Origin of the sequence: Seohaeicola sp. 4SK31, assembly GCF_028802875.1 — a bacterium.
Classification (GTDB): Bacteria; Pseudomonadota; Alphaproteobacteria; order Rhodobacterales; family Rhodobacteraceae; genus Seohaeicola.
Genome location: NZ_JARAMP010000004.1, coordinates 199,865 through 219,383 on the forward strand (window position 1 = coordinate 199,865; position 19,519 = coordinate 219,383).

The window sequence follows — 19,519 nt, forward strand, 5'->3', positions numbered from 1 at the left end:
ATCAGGCGCCTTTCGGTTCGACGAACATGCGGCCGCGCATTTCCATGTGCAGCGCGTGGCAGAACCACTGGCAGTAATACCAATAGACGCCCGGTTTCGCCGCCACGAAGGTGGCCGAGGCTGTCGCCTGCGGAGCGACCTCGAAGGCAAGCCCGTGGTCACCCATGCAGAACCCATGTGTCAGGTCGTCGATGTCATCGAGGTTGGTCACGATGATCGTGACCTCGTCACCTTCCTTGACGGTGAAGGTTTCGATGCTGAAGGACGGGGCCTGACTGGACATGTAGACCCGCACCTTGTTGCCGTCGCGGATGATCGTATCGGCCCAGTCGTCGATGTTGACGCCGTCCGCCTCGGCCTGTGCGCGGGTAGCGGCCCACATGGGATCGTTCCGCTCCCAGTTGTCGCGCGGGTTCACCAGCGAACGGTGCACGATGATGCTGTCATGCGGTTCGGCGAAGGTCGGGCCGTCATGCAACAGCGTCAGATCGGTGCCATCCATGCTGAACAACTGCTCGTTCTCGGGTTTCAGCGGGCCCACGTTCAGGAAGCGGTCCTTGGAGAATTTGTTCATCGAAATGAACCACTTGCCATCCGCGTCCAGCGTCTCACCCATCGAGGTCGAGTTGTGGCCGGGTTGGTAATGCACATCCACCTTGGACCGGATCGGATCCACGTTCTCACCCGCATAGGCGCGGACGGCGTCTTCGATGTTCCAGACCACGACCTGGCTGTCCAGAAACAGCGTGGTCAGGGCGTTGCCCTTGCCATCAAAGGCCGTGTGGAGCGGGCCAAGGCCCAGTTCCGGCTCGGCCACCACGGCAGAGCGGGGATCGGCGTCGTCGTTGAACACAGCATCCAGCTTGCGCACGTCGATCACGGTGACCGTGGGCGACAGTTTACCCGCGATGCACAGGTGGATCTTGTCAGGTGCCATGTTGCAACCATGCGGGTTGTTGGGCACCGGGATATAGCGGGTGTAGTTCTTGTTCTGACCCTTGCGCCCATCGACGACCTTGACGCCGTTCAACTCGATGAAGTCGCCGGCAGCGATCCCTTTCTCGATCTCGGCCAGATTGAAGACGACAACATGGTCACGTTCGGCTTCCGTCATCTCGGCAAGGGTCATCCCCATTTCCGAGTTGTAGGAGGTCGAGAAGGCGTATTTGCCGTCGTAATCTGCATCGGTGTTGTCAAGGTTGCCCGACACCATCACCTGCCATGCGACCTCCATCTTGTCGGCGTCGATAGCGGTGTAGAAGTTCACGTATTGCGAGGGATCATCCAGCACCTTGCCGTCATTGACCATCGGGCCTTCATCCTCGCCATTGGCGAAGACATAGTTGGTGCGCGGCCATTTCTGCGGGCGCAGACCATGGATCGCCTTGGCATTGGGGATCTCGAGAATCTTGTCGGGCTTCATCACGTCCAGCCGGACCCGCGCCACGCGGGTATTGGCCTTGTCGTTCATGAAGAGATAGCGCCCGTCATACTTGCCCTCGGTAAAGGACATGTGCACGTGGTGAAGGTCGCCGTTGTCGTGCACTTTCTTGCCATTGGCGGCGAGGTAGTTCTTGGTCCGCTCGCTCATCCCGTCGGTCATGATCTTGAGCGACTCGTTGGTCTGGCCCCAGCCTGTGGCCGAACAGCGGTTGAATACCGGGATCCGCATCAGTTCGCGCATCGAGGGGATACCGAGGATGCGAACCTCGCCTGTCTGGCCCGAGGACCAGAAACCGTAATATTCGTCCAGTTCACCGGGTGCCAGATGCGCGCCGTTGGTGGCGGCAGATGCGGTCGTCGGCGTCACGGCCGATGCCGTGGCTATACCTGCGGCGCCGCCCAGAAGTGCCATGCGCGATCCGCCCAGCGCACCCAGCGCCGCGGCCCCGCCTGCCGTCGCGCCCAAAAGGCCCCGGCGGCTGATGCCTTGCCTGTTGCTATCGGTTGTCATGCTGTAGTCCCTTTCTTCATGTTGGGGTGGTTCTCGATCATCCGGTCCAGCGCTGCCGCGCTGTCCGACGCGCTGTGTCTGCGCTTCAGCTTCTTGATGACGACCGGACATTTGGTCTCCGACTGGTAGAGGACCTGACAGTGCATGCAGTTCAGGCACTCGTTCGGGTTGATCTCGCCAGTGGGATGGATGGCCTGCACCATGCATTCGTTGGCACAGGTCTGGCAGGGGTTGCCGCATTCGCGGTAGCGCTTGAGCCAGTCGAACATGCGCAACCGTGCGGGGATCGCCAGTGCCGCGCCCAGGGGGCAGAGATAACGGCAGTAGAAGCGTTCCACGAACAGCCCGGCGGCCAGAAGGGCCAGCGCATAGGCGACAAAAGGCCATGCACGCATGAATTTCAGCACGATGGCGGTCTTGAAGGGTTCAACCTCGGCCAGATGCTCGGCCGTTTCGATAGAGGCCAGCGACACGCCGAAAAGACCGAGGAAGATCATGTATTTGACAGGCCACAACCGCTCGTGCAGTCCCCAGGGCAGGGTCCATTGCGGTACGCCCAGGCGGCGCGCGATGCGGTTCGTCAGTTCCTGCAACGCACCAAAGGGGCAAAGCCAGCCACAATAGGCCCCGCGTCCCCAGAAGATCAGCGCGGCGGCCACGGCGAACCACAGGATGAAGGTCAGCGGGTCCAGCAGAAAAGCCTGCCAGCTGAACTGCGTGGTCAGCGCGCCAAACAATGCCATCAGGTTCACGACCGAAAGCTGCGCATTCGCATACCAGCCCAGAAACACCAGCGTCACCGTCAGGAACCCCATACGGAACCATGTGACCGCGCGGGCGGATCTGGTCAGGTAACCCTGAAAGAAGAAGGCCAGGGTCAGGACAGACAGCATCGCGCCCAAGCCTGCGATCTCGACCGTCTTGTCGCGCCAGATCCGGGTCCAAAGGGCGGTTTGTGCCGCGGATTCGGCTGAATCGTTTCCGATGACAGGGGCTTCGGCTACGGGGGCCACGACGGGCCGCAGATAGGCCTCGGGCAATTGATAGCCCAGATCGAAGGTCGTGAAGACACGTTCGATCGCGGCCACGTCGCGCTGAACCAGCAGTTGCAGCCGCCAAGGTTCCGCCGGATCGAACCCGGCCTCGGCGGGGATCTTGAAGATGTCCATCTCGGACAGGACCGGGACACCATCGACCATGATCTCGCCAATACGGCGGTGGCCCCGATCGCGGAAGCGCACGGAATCGTCGCCCTGCACCAGAATGATGCGGTCAAAGACACCGCCGCGCACATAGCCCGACCCTTTGAAGGAATAGATGCCACGCGCGGCGACAAGGATCGCGTGCTCGCCGTCTTCCAGCCAGTCTTGCAGATTGGCATATTCCGCTGCGCCCAGAAGCTGCTGGCCGATGGCGGGCACGCTGACCAGCGCGGTATACATGTCGATATAGGTTGTATCATCCGGCGCGGTCAGCGGGCGTGCAGCGGCGCGCGGATCATCCATCGCGGCGAAGGCGGCGTTGACCTGCCCTACGTCCAGCGACATCCGGCGCAAAGTGCCGTCACCGGTCAAGGTGAACCAGTCATCTGCGGCCTGTGCATCGGGGTTCAACTGGAACCTTGGGCCTGAGGGAGCAGAGAGAGGCGCAAGCCCGCCCAAACCCAATGCACGCGCGACGCGGATCCCCGAGCGAACGATGGAGTCGTCGATCACCATGATCGTGACCGTTGCGCCCGAGATGATGTCCAGCTCATGCGCGGACCCGCCCTCTGCGGCCTCTGCCACCAGATCCAGGCCCACGAAGTCAGCGACCAGTTTGGCGACCTTGGCCTCGGGGATGCCGATCAGGACGATGGGTTCGGAATGTTTGACCAGCTTCACCCCGGACAGCTTGGCTTCAAGGTCGACGGCGACCATCACATGGATAGGCTTGCCGGAATATCCGGTGGTGCCCACAAAATCCGAGGTGATGAAAGCCCAACCCACCGTCTGTTCGCCGCGCAGCACAGGAGCCACGGGCAGATTGCTGCGGATAGGCCCATAGCCATCGGCACCCTCAACCAGAGTTGCGGCGGGCACCTCGGACAGAAACGTGGGAAGATGAGGGGATTGCGCGTTAAGCGCCGTCACCATGGCCAGAAGGGCGGCGCAGGCGACGAGTGCGCGATGGAGGCGCGTGAGCACAAGGAAGCGAAAGGCAGCAGTCATGAGAGGGGCTTTCATGCGATAGGTTCCGCGACCGGGGGCGCACGGCTGCGTGGCCGCGCCACGGCAATCGGGTGATGAAGGATGACACCGGACAGAGTGTCAGCGGCGCGCATATCGACAGGGGCGCTGGGCGAGGGGGTAGCCGCCAGAATCGCGGCCGACCCAGCTTGCACGCAATCTTCACAGAGCAGCCCGACGCAGTGAGGCAACTCGATCGGCGTTCCATCCCGCGCGACCAGCACGGTCTGCGGACCATTACCGTCGGCGCAGATCACCATCGGACTGAGACTGGCTGCATGAGCCGCAATGCCCGCAGCCCGACCCGTCGCAACCCCGCCCAGCGCAGTCGCCAGAGCAAGGATGAGGCAGATCAGGACATGGAAGACGTTTGGTTTCATGGGGCAGACCATGACGAATCTGACCCGGCGCAGCCTTGATTTGGATCAAATAGAATATCTCTTTTAAGGGAAGAATGGGCATGCTTGGACACTTGCGCGATGTTGCACCTGTCTGGGGTGCTGAAGGCGATTCACTTCAACAGTCGGGATCGTTACCGCCGTCGCCAATCGGCAGCCTGATATGGTGCTAAAGATGAAAAGACAGGCAAAGTCGAACTTTGCCTGTCTTGGGGATGTGCAACACGACAGATTCTGGAAAGAGGTGATCCGCCTTCCAGGGTCCGTTCAGAAATCGAGGTTTTCGACGTTCAACGCGTTCTGCTGGATGAACTCGCGGCGCGGTTCGACGACGTCGCCCATAAGCTTGGTGAACAGGTCATCCGCCTCGGCCATGTCATCGACCTTGACCTGCAAGAGCGTACGCGCCTCGGGGTCGAGCGTGGTTTCCCACAGCTGTTCGGGGTTCATCTCGCCCAGACCCTTGTAGCGTTGCAGCGACAGGCCCTTTTCGCCTTCCTTGAGGATTGCATCCAGAAGGTCCAGCGGGCCGTGGATCGCCTGCGAGCGATCCTTGCGGATCAGCTTGGCCGGAAGGGTATAGACTTCGCGGAGAGCGGGGCTCATCTGGTTGAGCTTGCGCGCCTCGCCAGAGCGCAGAACCTGACCGTCCAGCGTGCGCACCTCCTCGACACCGCGCAGGACGCGGGACAGGCGGATACCGTGATCCTGCGTGATACGTCCGGTCCAGCCGCGTTCGTATTCCACGGCGATCAGGTCCAGCCGCTTCGCGACCGCATCGGCCACGCCTTGCAGGTCTGCATCAGCCCGGCCTTGGGCGAACGCCTCGGCAATCGCGGATTGTTCAAGGATATGGCGCGGGTAGTGAGTTGGAAACGCCTCGAGGATGCGGCGAACCTGACGCGCCTCTTCGACGATGCGAACCAGATCCTGCCCGGTGACATCCTCGCCGGAACCAAGGCGCAACACCGCACCTTCGGTGCCTTGTTCGATCAGGTAATTTTCCATCGCGGTCTGGTCCTTGAGGTAAACCTCGGACTTGCCGCGCCCGACCTTATAGAGCGGCGGCTGCGCGATGTAGAGATAACCGCCTTCGATCAGTTGCGGCATCTGGCGGTAGAAGAAGGTGAGCAGGAGCGTGCGGATATGCGCACCGTCCACGTCGGCGTCGGTCATGATGACGATCTTGTGGTAGCGCAGTTTCGAGATGTCGAATTCATCCCGCCCGATCCCGGTGCCCAGCGCCATGACAAGGTTGCCGATCTCCTGACTGCCCAGCATCCGGTCAAAGCGGGCACGTTCGACGTTCAGGATTTTGCCCTTGAGAGGCAGAATCGCCTGTGTGCGCCGGTCCCGGCCTGTCTGGGCGGAACCACCGGCGCTGTCACCCTCGACGAGGAAGACTTCGGTCTTTGATGGATCTTTCTCCGAGCAATCCTTGAGCTTGCCTGCAAGGAAGTTCACGTCCATCGCGGTCTTGCGGCGCGTCAATTCGCGCGCCTTGCGCGCGGCTTCGCGTGCCAGCGCCGCTTCGACGATCTTGCCGACGATCACCTTGGCCTGTGAGGGGTTTTCCTCGAACCATTCGGCCAGCTTTTCGTTCACAAGGTTCTCGACCGCGGGACGCACCTCGGAGCTGACCAGCTTGTCCTTGGTCTGGCTAGAGAATTTCGGATCGGGGACTTTCACGGACAAAACGCAGGTCAGCCCTTCGCGCGCGTCGTCGCCGGTAAAGGCGACCTTCTCGCGCTTGGCGATGCCGCTGGACTGGGCGTAGTTGTTGATCGTCCGCGTCAGCGCGCCACGAAAACCCGCCATATGGGTGCCGCCATCGCGCTGCGGGATGTTGTTGGTGAAGGGCAGTACGTTCTCGTGGTAGCTGTCGTTCCACCACATCGCAACTTCGACGCCGATCCCGTCCTTTTCGCCGGTCATGTAGATCGGCTGGGCCATGATCGAGGACTTCGAGCGGTCGAGATACTTCACGAATTCCCGCACACCGCCTTCGTAGAAAAGCTCGGTCTTGAGCGGCTCTGCCGGGCGCAGGTCTTCAAGGATGATCCGCGCGCCAGAGTTCAGGAAGGCCAGTTCCCGCAGACGCTTTTCCAGTGTCTCGAAGGAGTATTCGAGGTTCGAGAAGGTCTCGGTCGAGGCAAGGAAGCGCACTTCGGTGCCCTTCTGCCCGTTGGCATCGCCCACCACGCGCAGGCTTTCGACGGTGAAACCACCCTCGAACCGCGCGTAATGCTCTTTCCCTTCGCGCCAGATCCGCAGTTCCAGCCAATCGGACAGAGCGTTCACCACGGATACGCCCACGCCGTGCAGACCGCCCGAGACCTTGTAGGAGTTCTGGTCGAATTTTCCGCCTGCGTGCAGCTGGGTCATGATGACCTCGGCGGCGGAGACGCCTTCACCCTCGTGGATTCCGACCGGGATTCCGCGCCCGTTGTCGCGCACCGAGACGCTGTTGTCAGCGTGAATGATCACATGCACATGGTCAGCGTGACCGGCCAGCGCCTCGTCAATACCGTTGTCAACGACCTCATAGACCATGTGGTGCAGACCTGACCCGTCGTCAGTGTCACCGATATACATGCCGGGCCGCTTGCGGACGGCCTCCAACCCCTTGAGAACCTTGATAGAATCCGCGCCATATTCTTCGGGGATCTTTTCGTTGTCGGACATTCCGCCAATCCTTCTTTATTTCGGGATTTTATACGAAACCTTGGGGGGAATGTCACGCGATTGCCCCATATTTTGCGCTACATCAGCGGGATTATGAGCCCCACCAGACAAAGCAGGATACCGGCCACGATATTCACCCGTCTGAGTGCGGACGGTGAGGTCAGAAGACGGCGCGCGCGGTCCACCGAAAGAGCCATGAGAAGGTTGCCCAAGAGCGGGATCGTGCAGGAGATCGCGAGGATGGCCATCACGTCCAGCCATGTGATCTTGGTCAGATCAAAGAAGCCCGGAAGCACCCCCATGTAGAACAGCACCGCCTTGGGGTTGCCCACGATCACGGCGACACCCGCCATGAACCCGGCCAAGCGACCCGGCCGCGTCAGGCGGCTGTCGGTACCTATGGTGGCCCCTGCATGGCGGATCAGCATCACACCCATGAACAGGAACATTCCCGCCGCGACATACCGCATCACCGTCATGAAGCCATCGAACACCGACACGATCCATGCAACGCCAAGGATCGCCAGAAGCGGCCAGAGGATGTCGCCCAGCACCACCCCGACTGCCAGCGGCCAGGCTGAGGCGAAGCCGCCCGACAAGGCGCGCGCCGTCAAGGCGACCCAGACCGGACCCGGTGTCAGGAACAGGATCAGGATGGCCCCTGCGTAGAGCAGCAGATCAGTGGGTGACGCGGTCATGGCTTTGACTCTCACAACAGACAGGAAATGTCGTCCATCGACCTTATTGCGCTGAAATGAGCGATGTTCCAGCGTCTTCCGTCACCTCGAACATCTGCGCACGGTCAGAGATGCTGTCGAACAGTTCCGGGCCTGTTCCTGTCATCCAAGCTTGCGCACCCAAGGCGCAGATCTCGTCGTAAAGAGCAGCGCGCCGTCCTGCATCAAGATGGGCTGCAACCTCGTCCAGAAGCAGCAATGGCGGCGCACCGAAATCCTGTGCCAAGGCGCGGCCATTGGCCAGGATCAGCGACACCAGAAGCGCCTTCTGCTCTCCGGTGGAACAATCCGAGGCGGGGACGCCTTTGGCAGCATATACCGCGTAAAGGTCGCTGCGATGCGGTCCGACAAGGCTGCGGCCTGCCGCCAGATCGCGGAAGCGGCTTTCGCGCAAGGCATCGAGAAGATCACCCTCGGACTCCGGCATCTCGCCTTCGGTCTGTTGCAGGTCAAGCTCGGCGGTTGGAAAGGCGGTCTCTGCCTGATGCTGTGCGGCACGCAACTGGTTCAGGGCCGCCAGACGATTTGCATGGATCGCGGCGCCGGCACGGGCCATTTGCGTCTCGATCGCCCCATACCAATGCGTATCGCGCACCTGATCCTTCAGAAGACGGTTCCGCTCGCGCATGGCTTTTTCATAGGTCAGGCTGGCATCGGCATGATCGGGGATGAAACTCATCGTCATGCGGTCCAGAAAACGCCGCCGCCCGTCAGCCCCTTCGATCCAAAGCCGGTCCATCGCGGGGATCAACCACAGAACACGCGCAATCCTGCCCAAAGCCAGTTGCGTGGCAGGCTTGCTGTCGATGTTCACTTGGCGCGAGGCGCCCTCTTCGGACCAGATCTCGACCTCATGGAGTTGGTAAAGGCTGCGCAACGTGGCCGACACTTTCCAGCCCAGCGATTCCGGGCGTCGCGCCATCTCGGCAGCACTGGCCCGGCGCAATCCGCGACCGGGCGAGAACAGAGAGACCGCTTCAAGCAGATTGGTCTTGCCTGCCCCGTTCGGCCCATGCAAGGCCACAGGTCTTCCGTCCAACTCCATCCGTCCCGAACGATGGGAGCGGAAGTGAGACACATTCAGTTCGGTCAGGAACAGGCCAGACACGCCCCGGCCTTTCTTTGGTGAGTGTTGTGCCGGGCCGTGGTCACACGCGCATTGGCATGACGACATAGACCGCGGACATGTCATTGCCTTCGCGCATCAGCGTGGGATCGCCAGCGGAATTGAACAGGAACACCGCATTCTCGCGATCTACCTGACTGGCGATTTCCAGCAGATATTTCGCGTTGAAGCCGATCTCCAGGCGTTCATCGCCATAGGCGACGGCCAACTCTTCCTCGGCGGCACCGCTGTCGGGCGCGTTGACCGACAGGATCAGGCGATCCTCATCCAGCGACAGTTTGACGGCGCGCGAGCGTTCCGACGACACTGTGGCCACACGATCCACAGCGGCGGCGAAATCGCGGGCGTCCACCTCAAGGCGGCGGGTGTTGCCCTGCGGAATGACGCGCGTGTAATCCGGGAAGGTCCCGTCGATCACCTTGGAGGTCAGGGTGATGTCCGGCGTCGCAAAACGCACCTTGGTTTCCGACACCGAGACAGCGATCTTCATGTCGTCGTCATCCAGCAGCTTACGCAATTCGCCCACGGTCTTGCGTGGCACGATCACGCCGGGCATGCCCTCGGCACCCATCGGCAGCTCTGCGTCGATCCGCGCCAGACGATGGCCGTCCGTCGCCACGCAACGCAGCACCTTGCCACCGTCGCCATCGGCGACGTGCATATAGACGCCGTTCAGGTAATAGCGTGTCTCTTCGGTCGAGATGGCGAATTTCGACTTGTCGAACAGCCGCCGCAAGACACCGGCAGGCGCGCTGAAATTGCTGGCGTAATCCGAAGTCGCCATGACCGGGAAGTCTTCTCTCGGCAGGGTCGCCAGATTGAAATGCGACCGGCCCGCCTGCACGGTCAGGCGTCCTGCGGCGCTGTCGTCTGACAGGGTCACCAGCGATCCGTCCGGCAGTTTGCGGATGATTTCATGCAGCATCACGGCGGAAACAGTGGTCGATCCGGCCCGTTCGACCTGCGCGGGAGCCTTGTCCAGCACTTCGATATCAAGGTCAGTGGCGCGGAAGGTCACCGTGTTTCCCTCGGCCTCGATCAGCACATTGGCGAGGATCGGAATGGTATTGCGCCGCTCTACAACGGACTGCGCCTGGGACACGGCTTTCAGAAGCGTTCCGCGTTCGATGCTGAGTTTCATGTCGTCGCTCCTAATCCGATGCCGGTCATGCGCCATGATCAACCCGGCGCGGTCCGGGATGAGCAAGGTATCCCAAATACCTGCCTACTCAAGGCTTTTCTTGCGTTTTCCGCTGGATTTGCGGGGGCGTCAAGGCCGTCCGTCACTCAAAAGGCGCGAGGACGGCCTGCGAAGGCCGCAGGATGCGCCTCAAGCCTCCAGCGTGCGGCGCAGCATCTCGATATCTTCGGCGATCTGGCCGTCCTGCACGCGCAATTCCTCGATACGGCGCACGCCGTGCATCACCGTGGTATGGTCGCGACCACCGAAACGCCTCCCGATCTCGGGGAGGGAGCGGCTGGTCAGTTGCTTGCACAGATACATCGCCACCTGACGGGGACGGGCATAGCTGCGCACGCGTTTGGGGCCGATCATGTCGGACAGGCGGATGTTGTAATGCTCGGACACGCGGCGCTGGATTTCCTCGATGGTGATCTTGCGCTCGGAGGCACGCAGCACGTCGGCCAGACAGTCCTGCGTCAGCTCCATCGTGATTTCGCGGCCGACAAGGCTGGCGAAGGCGTAAAGCCGTGTCAACGCCCCTTCAAGGACGCGGACATTTGTGCTGATGCGATGGGCCAGGAATTCCAGCACGGAATTCGAGATCTCCAGCCCCGGATACTGGCTGCGATAGTAGTCGACCTTGGACTGAAGGATGCCCAGGCGCAGTTCGTAATCGGTCGGGTGCAGGTCCACGACCAGACCGCATTGCAGGCGCGACTTGATCCGGTCTTCAAGGTCCTTGATCTCGCCCGGGGCGCGATCGGCGGAAATGATGATCTGCTTGTTGCCGTCCACCAGCGCGTTGAACGTGTGGAAAAACTCTTCCTGCGTGCTGTCCTTGCCGGCGATGAACTGCACGTCATCGACCATCAGCACGTCGACGGCGCGGAAAATCTGTTTGAAATCCATCATCTTGCGGTCGCGCAGCGCCTGCACGAAGCGATACATAAACTGTTCCGCCGACAGATAGACCACGTTCAGGTCGGGGCGCTTGGTCTGCAACTCCCATGCGATGGCATGCATCAGGTGGGTCTTGCCGAGGCCCACCCCGCCATAGAGGAAGAGCGGGTTGAAGGTGACAGGCCCCCCCTCGGCCACGCGGCGCGCGGCGGCATGGGCCAGTTCGTTGGGCTTGCCGACGACGAAGCTGTCAAAGGTGAAGCGGCGGTCCAGGGGCGCACCCGGCAACTGATCGGTAGACAAGGCCACGGCCGGCGTCACCTCTTCGCTGGCCGAGGGCGCGGCGACATGTGTCGGGCGCTGGGCGGAATTGGCCGGCACCCGGAAATTCACGCGGCGCACGACCTGACCGGCTTCGGACAGCTGATGCAGGATCAGATCGCCGAAATTCTGCGCGACATAGTTGCCCAGAAAATTTGTCGGAACATGGAACGTGGCGACACCTTCCGAAATCTCGTGGAATTCAAGCGGCTCGATCCAGTTGGCATAATTGTTCTTGCCCACTGTGCTGAGAAGTTTCCGCTGCAGCTGTCCCCATTGTTCTTGTGTCATTCGTCCCCAAGTCCCGCCTGTTCAAGTCCTGCGAGATCACACTCTCCCGGGTCTATGGCACACAGAGAGCCTGAGCATTGCCGCAGCGGCAATGACACAAGGTCCATGATTCATGACCGATCAGCACAGAATGCCGCGCCCGCAGACCGTGCCCCGTCCCAAGGGTCACGATCAGGATGCGGATGCACACAATGCACAATCGGAAGGACATGGTTCACCGCTTCTGCGGTGATCCGGCAAACAGGTGACGCGACATGCCCAATCATGCCGCAGCCTCTGCTCATCGCTGCCGTTTGACCTTGTAAACAAGGCCGTTCGGCACCCCTGTCCCCCCAGGGCGAAGTGACTCGCAAGCTGAAATTACCAATTGCGGCGAAGCCTAAGCAACCGAACTATGACCTTGACTCACGCTTTTCGAAAAAGAATCTCTCGGACCCGTGAAGATGCCCGTGAAATGCAAAAAGCGCCGCCCGGGAGAACCCGCAGGCGACGCTTTTCGAGTCAATCAGTTAGCTGGATCAGCCCAGGGCTTTGACCCGTGCGGCCAGGCGCGAGATCTTCCGGGCGACTGTGTTTTTGTGCAACACACCTTTGGTAACGCCGCGCATCATCTCGGGCTGAGCGGCCTGAAGGGCGGCGGCCGCGACGGCCTTGTCACCCGAGGCGATCGCCTCTTCGACTTTGCGGATGAAGGTACGGATGCGCGAACGACGCGCTTTGTTCACAGCGAAACGGGCTTCGTTCTGACGGGCGCGTTTCTTGGACTGGGGCGAATTGGCCATGGTGTTTTCCCACTTTCCGGGTCAGTTGAATATGTATCGCGCAACGAGCCCGGACCGGGTTTCATCAACCGGCTGATTCTGACCAGAGCGGGTCTCACGCGCATGTAGGGCGGTCCTTAAGCGATTTCGCCCGGTTTGGAAACCGCAAAAATCGCCGGATCACAGGTCAAGGCTGGCTTGCCGACCGCCATCCTCTTCACGCGCGGCCTTGCGGAACATGTCGGCGCGGATGGCGGGCAAGCGGACGGCGCGGTCGCGCAGTTTCAGCGCCTCTTCGATGGTCACGACCTGAAGGCGGGGAACGGGGTTGAAGCCGTCCAGTTCGAACTGCCCGGCGGCGGCGGCTTCGGCCTGCATCGGCTTGGTGGGCGGCACCAGCGTCAGCAAGATACCCACATCCGCCTTGAGCCGCGCCACAACCGAATCCAGATCGCGGATCATGCTGACGCCCACGTTCCGCCCGCCCTTGACCGAGACGATGGCGCGGTTCGACTTGCCGAAATACCTGTTGCCGTCAAAGCCGCCATCGGCACCCTTCTTGCCCTGATTGCCGGGAGTCGCGTCGATCAGGGATAGCGCCCATTTTTCGAACTCGTGCTTGTCCGCCTCGGCAAGAGCCTGCGCGCCGCCCAGATCGGTGGGCACGCCATGGGTGGTGAAGGCCACATCGGCAAAGGCATCGCGCAGGCGTTTTTCGATCAGGCCGATGGCCAGATGGGTGACGTCGATCCCGATCCATTCCCGCCCCAGTTTCTGCGCCGCATGCACCGTGGTGCCGCAACCGCAGAAGGGATCAAGCACCACATCGCCCGGATTGGAGGAGGCGTTGAGGATGCGCTCCAGCAGGGCGACAGGTTTCTGGGTGGGGTAGCCGAGGCGTTCTTGAGATTGAGAATTCAGAGGAGGAATATCGTCCCAAAGTGCCTGCACAGGCATCCCTTTTGCCTCATCAAGATAACGCTTTAGTCTGATGCCGCCGTTCTTGGTGAAATGGAGCCGGTTTTCTGCATCCAGTTTCTCCATCGTCTTTACTGGATATCGCCACAATGAGCGGATGCCCTTGTATTCATAGTCATAGCCTCCGCCACTCAAACCTTTTGCAGTCGCATTGTCGTCGGTCCATCGCCTTCCGTCAGGATCAGTATTTCTGAAGCGTTCTACATATTTCTGATCGTATTCGCTAAACACCTGATTCCAGATCCAATTTCTTCCTTTTGAGAAGAACAGAATGATATCTGTGTTCCGGCCAAACTTTCCGCCATCGCTGTGCGCGCTCGTTCGTTTCCAAGTTATTTCATTCTTGAAGTTATCGGCCCCAAACACCGCATCCAGCAGGATCTTGAGGTAGTGGCTCGCCGTGGGATCGCAGTGCAGGTAGAGCGATCCGGTGGGTTTCAGCACGCGGTGCAGTTCCAGCATCCGCACGGCCATCATGGCCAGATAGGCCATCATCGCATTCTCGCCCAGAAAGGCGCGCATGGCGCGCAGCATCTCGGCGGCGGCGCCGTTGGGCGAGCGCAGCACCTCGGCAAAGGCGGTCTCGGCCTCCTCGCCCCATTGCCATGTGTCGTCGAATGCCTCGATCTGGGCGGTGCTGTCATTGCCCTGCGGGCCCTTGAACAGCACGTTATAGGACGCGTTGGAATTGAAAGGCGGGTCGAGATAAATCAGATCGACCGATGAATCCTTGATGGATTCGCGCAATACCTTGAGGTTGTCACCGTAATAAAGGTGATTGCCCATACCCTGTCACCATGAACCAAACCAAACAGGTCCAAGGTAGTGGGGCAGATGCGGCAAGGCAATACCGCAGGTTGCACCGCGCGCGGCAAGGCCGGGCGCTGCGTCCCGGCCCTGCGGCGTTGCTTAACGGTCCCGGAACTGCGGGGTGCGTTTTTCCATGAAGGCGGCCATGCCTTCCTTCTGATCCTCGGTCGCGAACAGCGAATGGAAGGTGCGACGCTCGTAGAGCAACCCCTCACGCAGAGTGGTTTCGAACGAGCGGTTCACGGCTTCCTTGACCACCATGACGGTGATCATGCTTTTCTCGGCGATCTTCTGGGCGGCGGCCATCGCCTCTTCCATCAGCTTTTTCACGGGCACGACGCGGGACACGAGGCCCGAGCGTTCCGCTTCTTCGGCATCCATGAAGCGGCCGGTCAGGTTCATGTCCATCGCCTTGGCCTTGCCGATGGCGCGGGTCAGGCGCTGCGTGCCGCCCAGACCGGCAACCACACCAAGGTTGATCTCGGGCTGGCCGAATTTGGCGGTGTCGGACGCGATGATGAAATCGCACATCATCGCCAGCTCGCACCCGCCGCCCAGCGCATAGCCGGACACAGCCGCGATGATCGGCTTGCGCACGCGCAGGATCTGTTCGGATTCGGGTGTGAACAGGTCACCTGCGAAAACATCCACAAAGGTTTTCTCGGCCATCATCTTGATGTCGGCCCCGGCGGCGAAGGCTTTCTCGGAACCGGTGATGACGATGCAGCGCACCTTTTCGTTGTTCTGGCACCCGGTCAACGCATCCGCCAATTCACCCAGCAGTTGATCGTTCAGCGCGTTCAGGGCATTGGGGCGGTTCAGCGTGATAAGGGCGACGTGGTCTTCTACTTCGACGATGATCGTCTCATAGGCCATGAATTCTGCTTTCGCTTGTTGTCGACAGACCCGATTGAGTATCAGCTTGGGCGCGGCGATCAAGTCATCTTTGGCACAGCGGACAATAGAAGGACGACCGCCCGGCCTGCACGATACGGGCAATCGTCCCGGTGCAGCCGGCTGCGCGGCAAGGCTCGCCTTCGCGGCCATAGGCATCGAAGCTGTGCTGGAAATAGCCCAGTTCGCCATCCGCCTGCCGGAAATCGCGCAGGGACGATCCGCCAGCCTCGATCGCCTCGGCCAGCACCTGACGGATGATCGGCACCATGCCCGCCACGCGCGCTGCGGCAATCTGCCCAGCCTTGCGGCGTGGAGAGATCCGGGCGCGGAACAGTGCCTCGCAGACATAGATATTGCCCAGCCCCGCCACGATCCGCTGATCCAGCAGGGCGGATTTCACAGGCGTATTGCGACCTTTCAGGGCCGCCACCAGATAGGGTTCGTTGAAGTCGTTGCCCAAGGGTTCCGGGCCGATCACCGCCAGAAGTTTGTGGTTTTCGGCGGTGGCCGTGTCGAGCAGATCCATCGCCCCGAACCGGCGCGGATCGTTGAAGGTGATGCGCGCGCCATTGGCCATGTCCAGCACGACATGGTCATGTTTCTCAGCGGCGGGATGATCATGCACGAACCGGCCCAGCGGGTCACCCGACACCAGCATCCGCCCCGACATGCCAAGGTGGATCAGAAGCGTCTCGCCGCTGTCCAGATCAGCCAGGATGTATTTCGACCGCCGCCTGAGCGCCATGACGCGCCGCCCTGTCAGGCGTTCGGCCATCAGCGGGGGAAAGGGCCAGCGCAGATCAGGACGGTTGACCTGCGCCTGTGCGATCACCTGCCCCTCCATCACCGGGGCAAGGCCACGGCGGACGGTTTCAACCTCGGGCAATTCGGGCATGGGGCGACCTTGAAGACATGATGCGACAGACGGAGCGACAAGGGGCGCATTGCAGCGCCCTGTCCGCGCCCTATAAGAAGGAGTGGAACAAGGAACGGCAAGGCCAGATGGACGAGCAAGACAACAGAACCACGCATTTCGGATTTCAGGATGTGCCGGAATCGGAAAAGGCCGGGCGCGTGCGCGGAGTCTTCGGCTCGGTCGCGTCGAAATACGATGTGATGAATGACGTGATGTCGATGGGCATCCACCGCATCTGGAAGGATGCGATGATGGATTGGCTGGCCCCGCGCGCAGGCACCCGGTTGCTGGACGTGGCTGGCGGCACGGGCGATATCAGTTTCCGCTACCTCAAGCGTGCAGGCTATGCCCATGCCACGGTGCTGGACCTGACCGAACCGATGCTGGTCGAGGGCCGCAAGCGGGCCGAAGCGGAGCAGATGGCAGGGATGCTGGACTGGGTCGTGGGCGATGCCATGGCGCTGCCGTTCGAGGACAACAGCTTCGACGTCTATACGATCTCGTTCGGGATCCGGAATGTGACCCGCCCGCAGGAGGCCCTGAACGAGGCGTATCGCGTGCTGAAACCCGGCGGCCGTCTGATGGTGCTGGAATTCAGCCAGATCCCCAATCCGGCGATGCAATGGGCCTATGACCGCTATTCCTTCAACGTGATCCCGACAATGGGCAAGATCATCGCGAACGACCGGGATAGTTATCAGTATCTGGTTGAATCCATTCGCAAGTTTCCGGATCAGGAAACCTTCTTGGGTATGGTGCGTGATGCCGGTTTCGAACAGGCCAAGTATCGCAACCTGAGCCTTGGCATCGCGGCACTTCATTCCGGCTGGAAGATCTGAGATGCGCGGACCGCACAACATCTGGCGCCTGATCCGCACGGGCGCCACACTGGAACGCACCGGCGCGATGGGTGTGATTCTGGACGCGATGAAAGCACCGCGCCTTGTCCGCATTGTGATGCGGGGATTGGTCTGGCCCTTCCGCTGGCTGGGAATCAAGGGGGATGTGACCATGCCCCCCGCGCCCCGCGCTCTGACTGCGTTGGGCCCGGCCTATATCAAGTTCGGGCAGATCCTTTCGACCCGCCCCGATGTGGTGGGGGACGAACTGGCGGTGCAGTTGCGCGTCCTGCAGGACAAACTGCCACCCTTTTCCATCGAACAGGCCAAGGCCAGCGTCGAGGCCGAACTGGAACTATCCGTGGACGAGGTCTTTTCCGCGTTCGGCCCGCCTGTCGCCGCGGCCTCGATCGCACAGGTGCACCGCGCGCGGCTGCGCGACACGGGCGAGGATGTGGCCGTCAAAGTGCTGCGTCCGGGGATCGAGCGCGCCTTCCGCAAGGATATCGACGCGTTTTACTTCGCCGCCGGCATGATCGAATTCCTGTCGCCTGCTTCGCGCCGTTTGCGGCCGACCGATGTGATCGCCCATTTCGAAGGCGTGGTTCTGGGCGAGCTGGACCTGCGGCTCGAATCGTCATCGGCGTCAGAATTCGCAGCGAATACGGCACAAGATCAGGGCTTTGGTCTGCCAAGCATTCAATGGATGTTCTCGGGCCGTCGCGTCATGACGATGAGTTGGGTCGAGGGCGTGCCACTGGGCGACAACGACGCCATAGACGCTGCCGGCCACAACCGACGGCTCTTGGGAGAGAGAGTCCTGCAACTTTTTCTGAACCATGCGCTCCGCGACGGTTTTTTTCATGCCGACATGCATCAGGGCAATCTGAAGGTCGCCGCGAATGGTGACATCATCGCCTATGACTTCGGGATCATGGGACATATCGACGAGTACACCCGTCGCGTCTATGCCGAGATCCTGTTCGGCTTTATCCGCAAGGATTACAAACGCGTCGCCGAGGTGCATTTCGAAGCAGGCTACGTGCCTGCCAACCGCGATGTCGATGAATTCGCACGTGCCCTGCGCGCTGTGGGCGAGCCGATCTTCGGGATGGATGCCACGCAGATCTCGATGGGTCGGCTTCTGAGCTATCTTTTTGATGTAACAGAGCGTTTCGGGATGGAGACGCGTACCGAGCTGATCCTGCTGCAACGCACGATGGTCGTGGTCGAAGGGGTGGCGCGTAGCCTTTATCCGCAGATCAACATCTGGGAAGTCGCCAAGCCCATCGTCGAGGATTACATCAAGCAAAGCATCGGCCCACGCGCCGTCCTGCGGGATCTTGGCAAAACGGCGCAGGTCTTGGCCCGATTCGGCCCGCGTCTGCCCGGTCTGGTCGAGGCTGCTCTGATCCGACAGGCCAGCGCCGGTGACCCTCCGCCGCGTCCCAGCCTGTTATGGCCGGTGCTGTGGCTGGTTCTGGGCGGTGTAGCGGGGGCGGGCGGGTCTATTGCGGCAATGTTTCTGCTCTGACACCTAAACCGCAAGACGTTGCAATGCTTCAATTTCCTGGTCCATCGCAAGGCTATAGGAGGGATCTGGCGTCGGCCGCGTGATCTTCCACAGGCAATAGGCAGCCATGCGCCAATGCAGAATCGGCTGCAACGCCGTCAAGCGCGCCGTCGCGGCACCGTCGCCATAGGCCGTCAGGAAGGATGCTCTCTCCTGTGCCGTCAACGGTTTGCCGCGGCAGATCTGCTGCATTGCCGGAGACAGAAACAGTGCAAGATCAAGGATCGGATCGCCAAGCGCAGGACATTGCCAGTCGATCAGCACCGGCAAACCGGCATGGGCCCCGTCCGGGCAGATCAGATTGTCTGGCACCGGATCCCCGTGAAGCACACAGAGTTGCCCCGAGGGCAGAACCTCGCTGCGCGGCTCCAACGCGCGGAGGGCTGCGGCTTGCTCTGACGGCGTCTGGTCCAGAATAGCCCGCGTTTGCGCCACAAGTGCCGCGGCCCCATCCGGCGCAGGGGCAAGCGCGCGGAGACTTGTGGGACAGGGTCGGGCATGAAGGGACTTCAGGACATGCGCGACCGCATCAACATCCGAGCGCCACGGCGATCCTGCCTGATGTTCATAGATCAGCACCGGACCCGAGGACAGAATACCGCTGAAAACCGGTTTCGGAGCAAGACCGCTGCCCTTGAGCACATCGAGGACCATTGCTTCGGCTTGCGGGTCGTTTCGGAAAAGAGGCGTCTCGGCACAAGGAGTGTAGAGCTTGACCACTCGACTGACATCCTTGTCCGTGACATTCCAGACTTGATTGGTGCGTCCACCCGGTAAAACTGTCCAACACGACGTAGCGGATACCAAACCGGCGGCCATCAGATCACGCACAAGAACAGGCGGCGGATCTACCATTTCAGTTTTGTCTGCTTTGCGTTCATTCACGGCGTGTGGATCACTCGGTTGCGGTGTTGGGGTGAAT

The 19,519-nt window shown here is 61.1% G+C and carries 15 protein-coding genes; 2 read left to right on the top strand and 13 right to left on the bottom strand.

What is annotated here, in order from left to right; all coding sequences use genetic code 11:
* Position 1: 1 nt before the first annotated feature.
* The 12 genes from nosZ to mutM form a co-directional block, all read right to left on the bottom strand.
* Positions 2 to 1,954, bottom strand: coding sequence for a TAT-dependent nitrous-oxide reductase (nosZ, locus tag PVW27_RS05285; protein ID WP_274555768.1), 1,953 nt, complete (start codon positions 1,952 to 1,954; stop codon positions 2 to 4).
* The gene (locus PVW27_RS05290) at positions 1,951 to 4,179 is read right to left on the bottom strand and encodes a 4Fe-4S binding protein (protein ID WP_432762043.1); all 2,229 of its coding nucleotides are present in this window, start codon (positions 4,177 to 4,179) and stop codon (positions 1,951 to 1,953) included. Before PVW27_RS05290 ends, nosZ begins: the two co-directional genes overlap by 4 nt.
* Positions 4,176 to 4,562, bottom strand: a complete 387-nt coding sequence (locus PVW27_RS05295) for a hypothetical protein (RefSeq protein ID WP_274555770.1) — start codon at positions 4,560 to 4,562, stop codon at positions 4,176 to 4,178. The genes PVW27_RS05290 and PVW27_RS05295 overlap by 4 nt, the downstream gene beginning before the upstream one ends.
* Positions 4,563 to 4,847: 285 nt before the next feature.
* Positions 4,848 to 7,265 carry a DNA topoisomerase (ATP-hydrolyzing) subunit B gene (gene gyrB / locus PVW27_RS05300; RefSeq protein ID WP_274555771.1) on the bottom strand — a complete coding sequence of 806 codons (2,418 nt, stop codon included), beginning with the start codon at positions 7,263 to 7,265 and terminating at the stop codon, positions 4,848 to 4,850.
* Positions 7,266 to 7,342: 77 nt separating this feature from the next.
* On the bottom strand, positions 7,343 to 7,963 hold the full coding sequence (locus tag PVW27_RS05305) for a LysE family translocator (RefSeq protein ID WP_274555773.1): 621 nt from the start codon (positions 7,961 to 7,963) through the stop codon (positions 7,343 to 7,345).
* A gap of 43 nt (positions 7,964 to 8,006) precedes the next feature.
* A complete protein-coding gene (gene recF / locus PVW27_RS05310) occupies positions 8,007 to 9,110 on the bottom strand; it encodes a DNA replication/repair protein RecF (RefSeq protein WP_274555775.1) in 1,104 nt (367 codons plus the stop codon).
* A 40-nt stretch (positions 9,111 to 9,150) separates the two neighbouring features.
* Complete coding sequence (gene dnaN / locus PVW27_RS05315) at positions 9,151 to 10,269, bottom strand: DNA polymerase III subunit beta (protein WP_274555779.1); 1,119 nt, start codon at positions 10,267 to 10,269, stop codon at positions 9,151 to 9,153.
* Between the two features lie 189 nt (positions 10,270 to 10,458).
* Positions 10,459 to 11,823 (bottom strand): chromosomal replication initiator protein DnaA, encoded by a 1,365-nt coding sequence (gene dnaA / locus PVW27_RS05320; RefSeq protein WP_274555781.1) that lies wholly within the window; start codon positions 11,821 to 11,823, stop codon positions 10,459 to 10,461.
* A 518-nt stretch (positions 11,824 to 12,341) separates the two neighbouring features.
* A complete protein-coding gene (gene rpsT, locus PVW27_RS05325) occupies positions 12,342 to 12,605 on the bottom strand; it encodes a 30S ribosomal protein S20 (protein WP_274555782.1) in 264 nt (87 codons plus the stop codon).
* A gap of 159 nt (positions 12,606 to 12,764) precedes the next feature.
* Positions 12,765 to 14,348 carry a DNA methyltransferase gene (locus PVW27_RS05330; RefSeq protein WP_274555784.1) on the bottom strand — a complete coding sequence of 528 codons (1,584 nt, stop codon included), beginning with the start codon at positions 14,346 to 14,348 and terminating at the stop codon, positions 12,765 to 12,767.
* A gap of 123 nt (positions 14,349 to 14,471) precedes the next feature.
* Positions 14,472 to 15,248 carry an enoyl-CoA hydratase gene (locus PVW27_RS05335; protein WP_274555786.1) on the bottom strand — a complete coding sequence of 259 codons (777 nt, stop codon included), beginning with the start codon at positions 15,246 to 15,248 and terminating at the stop codon, positions 14,472 to 14,474.
* Between the two features lie 64 nt (positions 15,249 to 15,312).
* Positions 15,313 to 16,164 carry a bifunctional DNA-formamidopyrimidine glycosylase/DNA-(apurinic or apyrimidinic site) lyase gene (gene mutM / locus PVW27_RS05340; RefSeq protein WP_274555787.1) on the bottom strand — a complete coding sequence of 284 codons (852 nt, stop codon included), beginning with the start codon at positions 16,162 to 16,164 and terminating at the stop codon, positions 15,313 to 15,315.
* Positions 16,165 to 16,271: 107 nt separating this feature from the next.
* On the opposite strand from mutM, the gene ubiE reads away from it, so the two are divergent.
* Both ubiE and ubiB read left to right on the top strand, forming a co-directional pair.
* Entirely contained in the window at positions 16,272 to 17,024 is a 753-nt protein-coding gene (ubiE, locus tag PVW27_RS05345) for a bifunctional demethylmenaquinone methyltransferase/2-methoxy-6-polyprenyl-1,4-benzoquinol methylase UbiE (protein WP_274555816.1), read from the top strand.
* A 1-nt stretch (position 17,025) separates the two neighbouring features.
* Positions 17,026 to 18,558, top strand: coding sequence for a 2-polyprenylphenol 6-hydroxylase (ubiB, locus tag PVW27_RS05350; protein WP_274555788.1), 1,533 nt, complete (start codon positions 17,026 to 17,028; stop codon positions 18,556 to 18,558).
* Positions 18,559 to 18,561: 3 nt separating this feature from the next.
* Here ubiB and PVW27_RS05355 read toward each other — a convergent pair whose 3' ends face one another.
* A complete protein-coding gene (locus PVW27_RS05355) occupies positions 18,562 to 19,452 on the bottom strand; it encodes a phosphotransferase family protein (RefSeq protein ID WP_338019934.1) in 891 nt (296 codons plus the stop codon).
* Positions 19,453 to 19,519 lie beyond the last annotated feature (67 nt).